This is a genomic window from Paenibacillus sabuli (assembly GCF_014705605.1).
Classification (GTDB): domain Bacteria; phylum Bacillota; class Bacilli; order Paenibacillales; family Paenibacillaceae; genus Paenibacillus_D; species Paenibacillus_D sabuli.
In genome coordinates, this window is the sequence record NZ_JACXIZ010000020.1 from 78301 (window position 1) to 90882 (window position 12582).

General features: G+C 59.6%; 17 protein-coding genes. 13 read left to right on the plus strand and 4 right to left on the minus strand.

What is annotated here, in order from left to right:
• Entirely contained in the window at positions 1-264 is a 264-nt protein-coding gene (locus tag IDH44_RS12430) for a hypothetical protein (RefSeq protein WP_190918087.1), read from the minus strand.
• A 109-nt stretch (positions 265-373) separates the two neighbouring features.
• On the opposite strand from IDH44_RS12430, the gene IDH44_RS12435 reads away from it, so the two are divergent.
• The 4 genes from IDH44_RS12435 (at position 374) to IDH44_RS12450 (ending at position 2633) form a co-directional block, all read left to right on the plus strand.
• Positions 374-664 (plus strand): Dabb family protein, encoded by a 291-nt coding sequence (locus tag IDH44_RS12435; RefSeq protein ID WP_190918089.1) that lies wholly within the window; start codon positions 374-376, stop codon positions 662-664.
• 157 nt (positions 665-821) lie between these two features.
• On the plus strand, positions 822-1244 hold the full coding sequence (locus tag IDH44_RS12440) for a DUF86 domain-containing protein (RefSeq protein WP_190918090.1): 423 nt from the start codon (positions 822-824) through the stop codon (positions 1242-1244).
• Between the two features lie 115 nt (positions 1245-1359).
• The gene (locus IDH44_RS12445) at positions 1360-2034 is read left to right on the plus strand and encodes a helix-turn-helix transcriptional regulator (protein ID WP_190918092.1); all 675 of its coding nucleotides are present in this window, start codon (positions 1360-1362) and stop codon (positions 2032-2034) included.
• Positions 2035-2222: 188 nt separating this feature from the next.
• Positions 2223-2633, plus strand: coding sequence for a YtxH domain-containing protein (locus IDH44_RS12450; RefSeq protein ID WP_190918094.1), 411 nt, complete (start codon positions 2223-2225; stop codon positions 2631-2633).
• 73 nt (positions 2634-2706) lie between these two features.
• Here IDH44_RS12450 and IDH44_RS12455 read toward each other — a convergent pair whose 3' ends face one another.
• Positions 2707-3639 carry an AraC family transcriptional regulator gene (locus IDH44_RS12455; RefSeq protein WP_317890169.1) on the minus strand — a complete coding sequence of 311 codons (933 nt, stop codon included), beginning with the start codon at positions 3637-3639 and terminating at the stop codon, positions 2707-2709.
• 67 nt (positions 3640-3706) lie between these two features.
• Here IDH44_RS12455 and melA point away from each other — a divergent pair, with 67 nt between their 5' ends.
• The 8 genes from melA (at position 3707) to IDH44_RS12495 (ending at position 9375) form a co-directional block, all read left to right on the plus strand.
• Positions 3707-5005 (plus strand): alpha-glucosidase/alpha-galactosidase, encoded by a 1299-nt coding sequence (gene melA, locus IDH44_RS12460; protein ID WP_190918097.1) that lies wholly within the window; start codon positions 3707-3709, stop codon positions 5003-5005.
• A gap of 115 nt (positions 5006-5120) precedes the next feature.
• The gene (locus IDH44_RS12465) at positions 5121-6125 is read left to right on the plus strand and encodes a nucleotide-binding protein (protein WP_190918099.1); all 1005 of its coding nucleotides are present in this window, start codon (positions 5121-5123) and stop codon (positions 6123-6125) included.
• Positions 6122-6319, plus strand: a complete 198-nt coding sequence (locus tag IDH44_RS12470; RefSeq protein WP_190918101.1) for a hypothetical protein — start codon at positions 6122-6124, stop codon at positions 6317-6319. Before IDH44_RS12465 ends, IDH44_RS12470 begins: the two co-directional genes overlap by 4 nt.
• 217 nt (positions 6320-6536) lie before the next feature.
• Positions 6537-7364: a glutamate racemase gene (gene racE / locus IDH44_RS12475; RefSeq protein ID WP_317890170.1), complete on the plus strand. Its 828-nt coding sequence runs from the start codon at positions 6537-6539 to the stop codon at positions 7362-7364.
• Between the two features lie 79 nt (positions 7365-7443).
• Positions 7444-8379 (plus strand): M14 family metallopeptidase, encoded by a 936-nt coding sequence (locus IDH44_RS12480; protein WP_190918104.1) that lies wholly within the window; start codon positions 7444-7446, stop codon positions 8377-8379.
• Positions 8380-8454: 75 nt separating this feature from the next.
• Positions 8455-8691, plus strand: coding sequence for a hypothetical protein (locus tag IDH44_RS12485; protein WP_190918106.1), 237 nt, complete (start codon positions 8455-8457; stop codon positions 8689-8691).
• A gap of 154 nt (positions 8692-8845) precedes the next feature.
• Positions 8846-9148, plus strand: a complete 303-nt coding sequence (locus tag IDH44_RS12490) for a HesB/IscA family protein (protein WP_190918107.1) — start codon at positions 8846-8848, stop codon at positions 9146-9148.
• A gap of 5 nt (positions 9149-9153) precedes the next feature.
• Positions 9154-9375, plus strand: coding sequence for a DUF1450 domain-containing protein (locus tag IDH44_RS12495; protein WP_190918108.1), 222 nt, complete (start codon positions 9154-9156; stop codon positions 9373-9375).
• 109 nt (positions 9376-9484) lie between these two features.
• On the opposite strand, the gene IDH44_RS12500 is transcribed toward IDH44_RS12495, so the two are convergent.
• Positions 9485-10654 carry a THUMP domain-containing class I SAM-dependent RNA methyltransferase gene (locus IDH44_RS12500; RefSeq protein ID WP_190918109.1) on the minus strand — a complete coding sequence of 390 codons (1170 nt, stop codon included), beginning with the start codon at positions 10652-10654 and terminating at the stop codon, positions 9485-9487.
• Positions 10655-10721: 67 nt separating this feature from the next.
• On the opposite strand from IDH44_RS12500, the gene IDH44_RS12505 reads away from it, so the two are divergent.
• Positions 10722-11351, plus strand: a complete 630-nt coding sequence (locus IDH44_RS12505) for an O-methyltransferase (protein ID WP_190918110.1) — start codon at positions 10722-10724, stop codon at positions 11349-11351.
• On the opposite strand, the gene IDH44_RS12510 is transcribed toward IDH44_RS12505, so the two are convergent.
• The gene (locus IDH44_RS12510; RefSeq protein ID WP_190918111.1) at positions 11307-12524 is read right to left on the minus strand and encodes an MFS transporter; all 1218 of its coding nucleotides are present in this window, start codon (positions 12522-12524) and stop codon (positions 11307-11309) included. The two genes, IDH44_RS12505 and IDH44_RS12510, sit on opposite strands and share 45 nt — an antisense overlap.
• Between the last annotated feature and the right edge of the window lie 58 nt (positions 12525-12582).

A 12582-nucleotide genomic window follows, 5' to 3' on the forward strand; every position in this document is an offset into this window, starting at 1 on the left:
TCAACCGGCGTCGGTACGACGCCTTGCACGCGGAACTGCCGTGAACCAGTCGACAGCTAGTCCGATGAGCGCCCAGCTCACGATCGTCAATCCGTACATCAGCAGGACGCTGACCTCGTGCACATCCCTAAAAAATTCAACGACCCAGGCGGGTACGCTAAGCATAAAGAACACTATATTATGCGGATCATAACCGGTATAATTGAATAAGCAAACAGCCAGTCCGATCAGCCCGGCAATTACCGAGGCGCGATATCGCTTCAAATTGGACGCCTCCCCTTTCCGAAAATTCACGTTTCGGTTATTATGTGACACAGGGGAGCGATTCATGCGCGAATCGGACGAGCCTGGTGTGGAAAGGAGAATGCGGAAAATGATTACTCATATCGTGCTGTTCAAGCTCAAGGACAACAGCCCGGCTGCAGTGGAAGAGGCGGCCGGCGTGCTGCGCGCAATGGAGGGACAGATTGCTGAATTAAAGTCGATCGAAGTCGGCCTGGACGTGCTGCATTCGGAACGGTCGTACGATCTTGCGCTGATCACGAAATTCGACTCGATGGAAGCGATGGAGGCTTACCAGGTGCACCCCGTGCATCAGAAGGTCATCGCCTACATGGGCCAAGTCCGTGAGTCCTCGGTTAGCGTGGATTTCGAAAGCAACTAAGCGGCGCTTGCGTTTACTTTATTAAAAAAGAAGGGTTACGAATGAAAGACGAGTATATGCTGATGACCTACTTGCTGGTGGTCATTATCAGCATGGTGATTATGACGGTGTGGCTCAAACGCAGAGGTAAAAAGAAAAAGTAGAGGCGGAATGCTCGATGTACTATGTCAACCGCAGCCAAATCGACGAGCGACTGGCGGGCGTGCCGGAGCTTGCCGATTGTTTGCGGCAGCTTGCGGCCAGTTGGTCAAAGGACGCGCTTCAAGGGCTTGCACAGGAACGGGCGCTGCATTTGGCGATCGAGACGGTCACCGATGTCGGCAGCTGCCTGATTGACGGATTCATGATGCGCGACGCCAGCAGCTACGAGGATATCATCGAGGTCATTTCGGGCGAACGGGTATTTCCGGAAGAGCTCGAAGCACCGCTGCGCGAGCTCGTGCGCTTGCGCAAGCCGCTCGTGCAGGAGTATTACGTCTGGCAGCGCTCCGAGCTTCACCCGCTAACCCCGCGCCTGCCTGAAGTACTCACGGTATTTTCGCAGTCCGTGCGACAGTATCTGAATGAACAGCAGCTGTAGGACGCTAGCCCTTTCATTTACGAAACGTCCAAAGTAAGGTACAATGGCCGTACCTGCATATTGGCTTGGCTTGTACGACAGGCCAAGCCTGCACAACGGACGGGACGGTGATGGAATGCATCCACATGACGACGGCAGCAGGTCGGCAGTTCGGACTCAGCAGCTTGGCTCGACGCGCCAAACGATTCTCGGCCTGCTCAAAACCTCCGGTCCCCAGACCGCGAACCAGCTTGCCGCGGCACTCGGCATGACCGAGATGGGCGTCCGACGCCATCTCAATGCGCTTGCCAAGGAGCAATGCGTCGAGGTCGAGCTGGTGCGGCAAGGTCCGGGACGACCGATGCACCGTTACCGTCTGACAGAGGCTGCGCAAGCGCTATTTCCGAAAAATTACAGTGTCCTGGCGCTCGACCTGCTCGGCGAGCTGGAGGAGCAGACCGCTTCAACCGAGTTGATCGAGGCGCTGTTCCGCGGACGCAAGCGCAAGCTGCTGGAACGATATGCTCCACATATGGAGGGCAAGAGTTTGCGTCAGCGCGTGGACGCGCTGGCTGCGATTCAGAATGCGGGAGGCTACATGGTCAGCGTCTCCGAGGAGAAGGACGAGCTCGTGCTCGACGAACACAATTGCCCGATTGCTCAGGTGGCCGGCCGCTACCAGCAAGCCTGTGCCTGCGAGCTCGAGCTATTTGAAGCGCTGCTGGATGCGCCGCTTGAACGGACCGAATGTTTGTCCAAGGGCGGAGACAAATGCAGATATCGAATTCGTGTCAAGTCAAGCCCAATTTGACTATACTATGGTATGCTCTGGGCATACGTCCAGATTATCCTCGAGCTGCAGCAGACCGTGCGGTGTGCCAATCAAGTGGTTTCGAGCTTGTAGGGGAGCCAGATCCCACCTTGCGGTTACACTAGCGGTCTTGCTGCATGAACCCGATGGAATCCAGGGAACGCTACGGTTGAAAGGAGAGATTGGCAATGACGAAAAAAGGCAGTAGTTTTCTCATTGGTGTCGTTGCCGGAGCAATTGCCGGCACGGTCAGTGCGCTGCTTCTCGCACCCAAATCCGGCAAGGAGCTTCGAAAAGATGTGGCGACGGGCGCCCGTCAAGTCGGCGAAACGACCGGCAAATTTGCAGAGCGCGCGAAGGATACGACGACGCGCATTGCATCCCGGGTCGGCGAGCAGTCGACGCGTATAGCCGACAAAACGAAGGAAACGACCAAACAGCTTGTCGATGACGTGAAGGGCTGGCGCGAGCGCCGTCAAGGCATGGTCACGTTATCGGGCGACTCGACCGTGTCTGAGGCAGAGGAGACTCCGATTTTGCCTGGGGCTCAGGCAGAGGTGCCGGTCATTCCCGAATCCGGGGATGATGAATCCAAGTAAGGCAAGCCGCAAGGGGCGGTCCGCTTTGTGAAGCCAGACTTCGCGAAGCGGGCCGCCTTTTTGCTTGCCCTTTTTAGGCTTGCTCCCGAAAAGCGGATGGCGAGAGGCCCTTCCATTTTCGAAATTGCTTGGAGAAATAGAGCGCATCGGCATAGCCGACTGACGCCGCTACCTGCGCTACAGTTAGCTTTTGGCGAAGCAGCGTCTCCGCGCGCTCCATTCGAATTTTGAACAGGTACTGCATCGGCGACAAGCCGGTCGCCTGCTTAAACATCTTGGAAAGATGCGTGCGGTGATAGCCGAGTGTCCGGGCAATGCGTGCAATGGATATGGACTGTTCGTATTGCAAGGAAAGCCACAGAATGGCTTGATCGATCTGCCGATCAATGTCAGCGGTCGGCGCTTCGAGCGGCGTCTGCGGGGCTTGATCCGCAGCCAGCGCACTTAACAATAGCCGCAGCCAGCCGCCTGCCTCCAGATCGGTCAATGCGCCTGCCTGGGAGGATTGCAGCGATTGCCGCAGGCTGCGGTATAAGCCCAGGATTCGCCGCGGCTCGGCGGCGTGCAGCACCGGCGCTTCGCCGGAGACACCAAGCCCGCTCAGCAGCGTGCCCGCCGCATGGCCGCGAAAGGCGACCCATTGATAGGTCCATGGCTCATGCGCGTCCGCTTCATAGCTGAACAATTCCCCCGGCACAATCACAAAGCTATCGCCCGCACTACATGTATACCGCTTCCCCCGGCATTCGATGACGCCGCGTCCTGTACTCACGGTGTGAATCAAGTAATAATCATAAACGGCAGGCCCCATTTTGTGAAGTGGATAAGGCTTGCCCTTTCCGCTAAAAAGAACGGTTAACTCGCCTCTTCCGGGCGTGGCGTTCAAAGCAATGGTAAATGAATAGTGAGATTTCATGCTTTTCGCTCCTTTTCTGCAGGCTGTGAAGCCGAATGCATGTCTTGTTAGTATACTACAAATCTCCATATAATGATGGATTCCTTCCATAGTCCGGCGCGGCCAACTTCGCTATAGTTAGAGCAGTACTTTATACATGATAAGGAGAGGATTTCCGATGGAAAAGATCACATTTATTGGCGCTGGCAGCACGGTATTTGCCAAAAACGTACTGGGCGACTGCATGCTTACGCCGGCGCTTCAAGGCTTCGAGCTGGCCTTGTACGATATCAACGGCGAACGTCTGCGCGATTCGGAACGCATGCTCAACAATCTAAAGTCGACCAGCGGCAGCACCAATCGCATCAAAGCTTATACGGATCGCAAGGAAGCGCTGCGCGGCGCCAAATATGTCGTCAATGCGATTCAGGTCGGCGGGTACGATCCATGCACCATTACGGATTTTGAGATTCCGAAAAAGTACGGCCTGCGCCAAACGATTGCCGATACGATCGGCATCGGCGGCATTTTCCGCAATCTGCGTACGATCCCGGTCATGCTCGGCTTCGCGGAAGACATGAAGGAGGTGTGTCCGGACGCGTTGTTCTTTAATTACACCAATCCCATGGCGGTGCTGACCAACGTCATGAATACGTACGGCGGGGTCAAAACGGTCGGACTATGCCACAGCGTGCAGGTCTGCGTGCCGCGTCTGTTCAAGGACCTGGGCATCGACGAGACGGGCGTCAAGGCCAGCATTGCCGGTATCAATCACATGGCCTGGCTGCTCGACGTGTCCAGAGACGGCGAGGATCTGTATCCCGAGATCAAGCGCCGTGCGGCAGAGAAGCAAAAGGAAACGCATGATGATATGGTGCGCTACGAGCTGATGCTGAAATTCGGCTACTATGTCACGGAGTCGTCCGAGCATAACGCCGAATATCATCCCTACTTCATCAAGCGCAGCTACCCGGAGCTCATCGAGCGTTTTAACATTCCATTGGATGAATATCCGCGCCGTTGTGTCAATCAGATTGAAAAATGGACGAAAATGCGCAACGAGCTCGTCGAAGACGCCAATCTGAAGCATGAGCGTTCCCACGAGTATGCCTCGTACATTTTTGAGGCCATCGAGACGAACAAGCCGTTCAAAATCGGCGGGAATGTCATGAATACGGGACTGATTCCGAACCTTCCGAAGGAAGCCTGCGTCGAAGTGCCGTGTCTGGTCGACCGCAACGGCGTCACTCCGACCTATGTCGGCGATCTGCCGCCGCAGCTGGCCGCGCTGAACCGGACCAACATCAACACGCAGCTGCTGACGATCGAGGCGGCCATGACCGGCAAAAAAGAGCATATCTATCACGCCGCTCTGCTGGATCCGCATACGTCGGCCGAGCTGTCGATGGACGATATCGTGGCGATGTGCGACGAATTGATCGAAGCGCATGGCGATTGGCTGCCGGCGTACAAATAAAAGCGGAAAAAGGGCCGAAAGGCCTTTTTTTCATGGCAAGTCTTCTATCCGATTCGCGGTCGGCGTATAATATGGTCAAAGCTTCCAAGCCAAAATGATGCAAAGGGGCGTCGCTGTGGACAAGCCAGCCTGTTTTGTCGGTTCGGCTCGCGAATCGATCGAATATGTCAATGCGATTCATAGTCAGCTGCGCTTCGATGCCGAAGTCACGCCTTGGCATGCGGGCGTTTTTCAAGTCAACGATTATCCGATGGAATCGCTGGAGCGCGTACTGGGCGCAAGCGATTTTGCGGTGTTTGTGTTTTCGCCCGACGATGTCGTGCAGATGCGTGGGAGCGTTTATGTCGCGCCGCGCGACAACAGCTTGTTCGAGATGGGGCTCTTCTGGGGAAGGCTGCGGCGCGATCGCGTGTTTTTTCTGATCCCTTCCGCTGTGCCCGAGGAGCAATCGGGGATGCGGGTGGAGGGCTTTCACCTGGCATCCGATTTGCAGGGCATGAACGTGCTGCATTACGACGTGCGCTCCGACGGCAACGTCGCCGCTGCCGTCAACGTGCCCTGCGCGCAGATCATCGAGCGCATCCGCCGGCTAGGCAGCTACGCCGATCCGCACAAGGGACTCGCGGAAGCGCGCGCAGAGCTGCGCTGCAAGCAGAATCTACTGCATTTTTTTCTTGAATTCAACAAGCGCCTGTTAGCCGGCGAAGCGGATGACGCCAGTCTGTACGAAGCGGTGCGCAACGCGTTCGATCCGGCCGTGCAGGGCTTTCGCGTGACGGGGGTGGCGATCTGGAAGGCCGAGGCGACGGGCATTCGCCAAATGGCGGGCAATGTCGGCCGAGATCGCTTCTATTCGTACGAAGCGAATCGGGAGGGCGCGGACGAGGCCCCGATCCTCGTGCTGGAGGCGTACCAGCATCGGGAGGTTCGGGTCTGTCTGTACAATCGCCACATTGCGAAGGTGTATCTGATATGCTATCCTGTAGGTAAGGAATATGTCATTACGACCCATCTGAGCGGACCGGTGGAGCTGAGCGAGCGTCAACTGCTGCAGATTGACAGCGACAACCGGGAACTGATGAATACGATTCATTACTTACTGGGAGGGGATGCGTCATGAAGCGGCATCATAGTCGTAAGTATGGGCGGGCCGGCAAGCTTTCCTTCATTCGAGAGGCGTTCCCGCCAGATCCCGCGACCGTGGTCGGCGATGGCTTGGCCCGCGTGACGGCGCCCTCTGTGGATGGCGGCGACAAGGAATATGTCGTTGTATTCGCCAAAAAAGCCGTCTACGAAAAACCGTCTTTCCTGTAACGCTATGTAACTGCATGCGATGAGCAGGCCCCGCCGTATGGCGGGGTCTTTTGCGTAACAATCGGGTCACGGGCGGTTCAACAGGACGAGCCAGCCTCGGGGGGACGCCCTGTCTTGAACCTCGTCCCGATATAGGCTAGTATGAAGGTACGTTTTCATTCGCAGCTACATATTCTATTGATGTTCAAGTCATCATGATCAAGAAAGCGGTGTGTATGTGCAACGGCCAATTGCAATATTGGACTCCGGCGTCGGCGGCTTGACCGTAGTCAAGGAAGTGATGCGGCAACTGCCGTTGGAGCGAATCATCTACTTCGGCGACACGGCCCGCACGCCATACGGGCCGCGACCGGCCGCCGAGGTTCAACAATTTACGCGCGAAATTGTCGATTATCTCATTCAATTCAATCCCAAAATGATTGTCATTGCCTGCAATACGGCGACTGCGGTCGCACTCGATCTCATTCGCGATTGCTGCGAGGTGCCGGTCATCGGCGTCATCTATCCCGGCGCTCGGGCGGCGATCGGCTTGACGCAGAGCGGACAGGTCGGGGTCATCGGCACAGAGGGCACGATTCAGAGCGGCGCCTACGAACAAGCGCTCAAGCGGCTGAATCCGCACATTCACGTCCTTAGTCAGGCCTGTCCGGCCTTCGTCCCGCTCGTCGAGCAGGGCAACTTCCGCTCGTCCGAAACGCTGGCAGCGGTCGAGCAATCGCTGCGCACCTTGAAGCAAGGCCAGATTGACAGTCTGATCCTGGGCTGCACCCACTATCCGTTCCTCACGGAAACGATCGCCGAGGTGATGGGGCCCGACGTCAGGCTGATCAGCTCGGCAGACGAGACGGCGCGCGAGATCAGCACGATCCTGCAGACGCAGGGTATGCTGGCCAGCCAAAATATCGTGCCGATCCATCAGTTCTGCTGCAGCGGCGAAGCGCAAATGTTCAAGACCATTGCGCAGCAATGGCTGAACGAAGAAATTGTGCAAACGCCTGTCGTCTGGCATGTGCCCAAAATCGGCACGCTGCCGAAAATCGGATGAACGGCTCCAGGCGCGATTGACATGACCTCTTGCCTCCCGGCATAGGATGTAGCAAGCATCCAGCCGGGAGGTTTTTATCATGTCATCCGAAGATACGCACAATAAGCAAGCGCCCCGGGAACGCATCGCCATCGGACCGGAGGCGCTGGACGACCGTATCCTGACGCTGCAACGCCGCAGCGCCGGCATCGTGACGCGCGAAACGATCGGAACGAGCGTATGCGGGCGCTCGATTGCGGCGCTCTGTATCGGCCGCGGCAGGCGTCAGCTGCACGTGAACGCCGCCTTTCACGCCAATGAATGGATCACCTCGCTGCTGCTGATGCGCTTCCTCGAGACGCTGACATGGGCGCTGCAGGATAAAGAAACGCTGCGCGGGGTCGATGTCGCGAAACTGTGCGAGGCGGTGCGGCTGTGGGCCGTGCCGATGGTCAATCCGGACGGCGTAGCGCTGGTCGTGGACGGATTGCCGCAGCAAGCGGAGCACGCCGCTCACGTGCTGCGCTGCAACGGCGGCAGCCGCCGGTTCGAGGACTGGAAGGCCAACATTCGAGGCGTCGATCTCAACGATCAATTTCCTGCGCATTGGGAGGCGGAATGCGCGCGACGCGAACGGGAGGGACCGGGGCCGCGCGATTATCCGGGACCGCATCCGCTCAGCGAGCCCGAGGCGGCGGCGCTCGCCCGGCTCACCGAGCGCGAGCGCTTCGAGCTCGTCGTGGCGCTGCATACCCAAGGCGAGGAGATCTACTGGAATTACCGGGGTTATGAGCCGCCGGAAGCGGAAGGGCTGGCCAGGCGGCTCGCGGCCGCAAGCGGCTATGAGGCCGTCAGACTGACCGACAGCGACGCCGGATACAAGGATTGGTTCATTCAGCGGTTCGGCAGGCCCGGCTTTACGGTCGAGGCCGGACTGGGCGTCAATCCGCTGCCGCTGGCCGATTTTGACGTCATATACGACAAGGTGGAAGCCTTGCTGCTGGAGGCGATGAGCGCGACTGCCCAGCAGACGTGAACAGCGCGAGCAACATGGTTCGGGCGCTCCCCGGTTATGCTATACTGGAGACAGGAGACAAAGGAGGGGCGCCCTATGCGCAAATTGCTCTCGCTGCGCCATTGGCGCAACGTCTTTATACGAATTTATCGGCTGCTGCGCGCACGCGATGTGGCGCTGATGGATAAGCTGCTGTTCCTCGTGCCGGTCGTGCTGTACTGGGTCTTGCCCGATGCGCTGCCGATGATGCCGCTCGACGATATCGGCGTGACGATGCTGGTCGCGCAGTGGTTCGCCTCCCGCATGGAACGCAAATATGGAGATGTGCGCTGAACTTGTAGGCCGAACATGTGCGCGAACTCGCAAATGTCGTCTCTCGCCCGGATCGGCGCTTGAAGTCGGGGCTCGGATTCATTACAATGGGGACAGCGCACACGCGCATTCCGCAGTGGACAACTCAAGGCAGGACAGGGGAGAGGGATAGTCGATGAAATGCAAAATCTCGCGCAATGCGGCGAAAATATTGCGGGCGGAGCTGGACAAGCCCGAAAACGAAGGCAAGCTGCTGCGTGTCGTCGTCACGCACAAGCATGGCGACCATGCCCATTACGGCATGGAGGTGGACGAGCCCAAGGAAGGCGACGCCATCGTCGAGACGGACAAGGATATTCGCGTGCTGCTGGCGGAGAACGAGCCGCTGCTCGACGGCGTGCGGATCGATTACTTTTACGTGCCGGAGGAAGGCTTTGCGATCAGCAATCCGTCCAAGGGCAATCACGGCGATCATTGATCACAATGGCCAACGACATTCGAATTTGCGACAAGTGTAAGCATATGCGAGTCAAAACGATGCTGCCAAAAATCATTCATTTGGCGCCGGACGCCGAGGTCAAGGTGGGCTGCAAATCGTATTGCGGCCCCTGCGCGCGGCGTGCGTTTATATTTATCAACGGCCGCTACGTCACCGCGCCGACCGAGGACGAGGCGCTCGAAAAGGCGGCCAAGTACATCAAGTGAGCCCGGGCCTAGCATCGGCTGGACCGCGGCAATGCCCAACAAGGACCGTCCCCCTCTTCTGTAGTGAACGGAAGAGGGGACGGTCCTTGTCTATGCCCGGAAGGACGGTCTAGGAAGGTTCGCCTGCCGCAGATTGCTTGGGCGGTCGCGGCGGGAGCGGGCCGAAAAATTGATAGAACTGGCACTCGATCCGTCCGTTGTACAGCTTGCGCCGCTTGTCGGCGGGACGGCCGTAGACGCGCTCGAACGACTTGTCCGGGCTGATCGCAAAGACCGACCAGTCGCCGAGCCGGCCGGCTGACGCGCTCAGCTGACGGATGGCCGCCTCGGCCTCGCGATCGTTGCCCAGGCGCTCGCCGTAAGGCGGATTGGTGACGATGCAGCCAAAGCGGCCTGCGGGCGCGATCTTGGCTGCGGGGAGCACCTCCCAGCGCAGCTCGCGGCCGAGGCCGGCCTTGCGCGCTGCCGCTTCGGCGATCGCGATCGCCTCGCTGTCGATGTCCGAGCCTGCGATGTCGAGCGGCGTGTCGTCCCGGACGGCATCGTAGGCTTCCTCGCGCGCTTGCTCCCACAGCGCCTCGCCAATGATTGGCCAGGCTTCGCTGCTGAAAGTGCGGCGCAGCCCGGGCGCGAGATTCCAGGCGATCATGGCCGCTTCGATCGGAAGCGTGCCGGACCCGCAGAACGGATCGTACAGCGGCCGCTCGGCACGCCAGCGGCTCAACAGCACGAGCGCGGCGGCCATCGTCTCCTTGAGCGGGGCCTCGGTCGATTGCAGGCGGTAGCCGCGCTTGTGCAGGCTCGGACCGGTCGTGTCGAGGGTCAGATGGGCGATGTCGCCCAGCAGCGAGACCTCGGCTGCGTAGCGCGCGCCGTCCTCGGGGAACCACTCGTGCCCGTATTGCGCCTTCATGCGCTCCACGATCGCCTTTTTGACGATGCTCTGACAAGCCGGGACGCTGCTGAGTTGCGACTTGTGCGAGCGCCCGTCGACGGGAAAGACGCCGTCTTCGGGAATCCAGGCCGGCCAGTCCAGCGCCTTGGTGCCCTCGAAGAGCTCCTCGAAGGTATGCGCCGGGAACGAGCCCATATGAATCAGGATGCGGTCTGCGGTGCGGAGCCACAGATTGGTGCGGCAGATGTCGAGCAGGCCGCCGCGGAACGAGACGCGTCCATTGTCGGTGCGGGTGTCGGCATAGCCGAGCGCAGCCAGCTCGCGGGCGACGATCGCTTCGAGCCCCATCGGGCAGGTCGCGATCAGGGTAAGATCAGTTGCCATGAATCGGTTCACTCCGTTACGATAAGGATGCTATCATTATAGGCGATAAGAGAGAGGGGTTCAAACGATGCAGACGAATGAACAGTATGCAGCCGGTCTCTACGCGGCCGATCCGGATCTGGATAGGGTGCGGCGGGGGCTGGAGGAGGCCGGCATGCCGGATATCTCGATCGCGGACGGCTACGGGCGGCTGCTGACGATGCTGGTCCAGCTGGCGGGCGCGCGGGATGCGCTGGAGATCGGCGCGCTCGGCGGCTATAGCGGCATCTGTCTGGCGCGCGGGCTGGCGGAGGGCGGCACCTTGACCTCGCTCGAGCTGGAAGCGAGCTACGCCGAGGTCGCACGGCGCCATCTGGAGGCGGCCGGACTGGGCGCGCGCGTCGCGTACCGGATCGGCGATGCGCGCCGGTCGCTGGCCGAGCTCGCCGGCGAAGGGCGGCGCTTCGACTTCGTGCTGATCGACGCGGACAAGGAGAGCTACCCGGTCTATCTCGACTGGGCGATCAAGCTGGCGCGCCCGGGAGCGATCATCGCCGGCGACAACACGCTGCTCAGAGGCCGCGTCGCCGATCCCGAGCGCCAGGGCCCGTCCGTCCTGGCGATGCGCGAATTCAATCAGCGAATGGCGACCGATCCGCGGCTGCTCAGCACGCTACTTCCCGCCTACGACGGACTGGCGCTTGCGGTCGTAGAGTGAGCGTCTGACCCAAAGCGCATTGAGCAGCAGCAAGAAGGCCGAGAGGTAAAAAACGCCCTCGATGCCGGTCCAGCCCGAGAGCAGCCCGCCGATAATCGGTCCGCTCATGTTGCCGAGCGCCAGCATGCTCGTATTGAAGCTGTAGGCCCGCGCTTCCATCCCGTCCGGCGTATGGAGCCGGATCAGCGCATTGACCGTCGGGATGAGCCCGCCGAGGAAGATGCCGAGCAAAAACCGCGAAATGAGAAGCTGCCAGACCGAGCCGACGAGCGCCTGCGGGATGAACATCAGCCCCGCGCCGACCAGCGCGACGCCCAGAATACGATGCGGCCCGATGCGGTCGCTGAGCCGCCCCAGCAGGGGCGAGGCGATCATATTCGAGAGGCCGGTGACCGAGCCGACGAAGCCGGCCAGGAAGGCCAGATTCTCGGTCGAGCCGTGCAGCTCCTGCACATACAGCGGGATGAGCGGCATCGGCGCCAGCATCGCGAATTGAATCAAGAAGGTGACCGCGAGCAGCGCGTTGATCTGCGGCACATGATTGAGCTCGCGCAGGCCCTGCAGGACGGACACCTGCGGAGCGCGGGCGGCCTCCTTGCGATCGAAAGGCTCCTTGACAGTCAAGAGCGCCAGCAGCGATGCCGAGAAGAGCAAGGCGCCGGTGATGTAAAAAATCGGCCGAAAGCCGAACGCATCGGCCATCAGTCCGCCGATGAACGGTCCGAGGATCGTGCCGGCGATGCTGCCCGATTGCAACGTCCCCATGGCGAAGCCGACGCGATCCTTCGGCGTGGTCGCCGAGATGAGCGAGATCGAGGCCGGACTGAAGCCCGAGATCGTGCCGTTGAGCATGCGCAGCAGCAGCAAGTGCAAGGGCGAGGTCGCGAAGCCCATGAGCGTAATGACGATGGCCATGCCAAAGCCGGATCGAAGCAGCATGACCTTGCGCCCGTAACGGTCGGCCAGCTTGCCCCAGAGCGGCTGAAACAAAAAGGAAGTCACAAAATTGCCGGCGAAGATGACGCCGGCCCACGTCGCAATCTCATGCTCGTCCGTCAGGCCGAGATCCTGCTGCAAATAGAGCGACAAAAAAGGGATGATCATCGTCATCCCGGCCAAAACGAGAAATTGTCCGCACCATAACACCGCCAGATTCACTTTCCACTGTTCCATCGATGCTGCGCCTGCCTTCCCGTGTGCGCGCCGCGCTGTCCGCTGCGCGCTCTTCTCT

What these genes read in the sequence shown, in the direction of transcription:
- IDH44_RS12435 (WP_190918089.1), top strand. Translation starts at nt 374, where the DNA reads ATGATTACTCATATCGTGCTGTTCAAGCTCAAGGACAACAGCCCGGCT.
- IDH44_RS12440 (WP_190918090.1), top strand. Translation starts at nt 822, where the DNA reads ATGTACTATGTCAACCGCAGCCAAATCGACGAGCGACTGGCGGGCGTG.
- IDH44_RS12445 (WP_190918092.1), top strand. Translation starts at nt 1,360, where the DNA reads ATGCATCCACATGACGACGGCAGCAGGTCGGCAGTTCGGACTCAGCAG.
- IDH44_RS12450 (WP_190918094.1), top strand. Translation starts at nt 2,223, where the DNA reads ATGACGAAAAAAGGCAGTAGTTTTCTCATTGGTGTCGTTGCCGGAGCA.
- IDH44_RS12455 (WP_317890169.1), bottom strand. Translation starts at nt 3,639, where the DNA reads ATGGAAGGAATCCATCATTATATGGAGATTTGTAGTATACTAACAAGA.
- melA (WP_190918097.1), top strand. Translation starts at nt 3,707, where the DNA reads ATGGAAAAGATCACATTTATTGGCGCTGGCAGCACGGTATTTGCCAAA.
- IDH44_RS12470 (WP_190918101.1), top strand. Translation starts at nt 6,122, where the DNA reads ATGAAGCGGCATCATAGTCGTAAGTATGGGCGGGCCGGCAAGCTTTCC.
- IDH44_RS12480 (WP_190918104.1), top strand. Translation starts at nt 7,444, where the DNA reads ATGTCATCCGAAGATACGCACAATAAGCAAGCGCCCCGGGAACGCATC.
- IDH44_RS12485 (WP_190918106.1), top strand. Translation starts at nt 8,455, where the DNA reads ATGCGCAAATTGCTCTCGCTGCGCCATTGGCGCAACGTCTTTATACGA.
- IDH44_RS12490 (WP_190918107.1), top strand. Translation starts at nt 8,846, where the DNA reads ATGAAATGCAAAATCTCGCGCAATGCGGCGAAAATATTGCGGGCGGAG.
- IDH44_RS12495 (WP_190918108.1), top strand. Translation starts at nt 9,154, where the DNA reads ATGGCCAACGACATTCGAATTTGCGACAAGTGTAAGCATATGCGAGTC.
- IDH44_RS12500 (WP_190918109.1), bottom strand. Translation starts at nt 10,654, where the DNA reads ATGGCAACTGATCTTACCCTGATCGCGACCTGCCCGATGGGGCTCGAA.
- IDH44_RS12505 (WP_190918110.1), top strand. Translation starts at nt 10,722, where the DNA reads ATGCAGACGAATGAACAGTATGCAGCCGGTCTCTACGCGGCCGATCCG.
- IDH44_RS12510 (WP_190918111.1), bottom strand. Translation starts at nt 12,524, where the DNA reads ATGGAACAGTGGAAAGTGAATCTGGCGGTGTTATGGTGCGGACAATTT.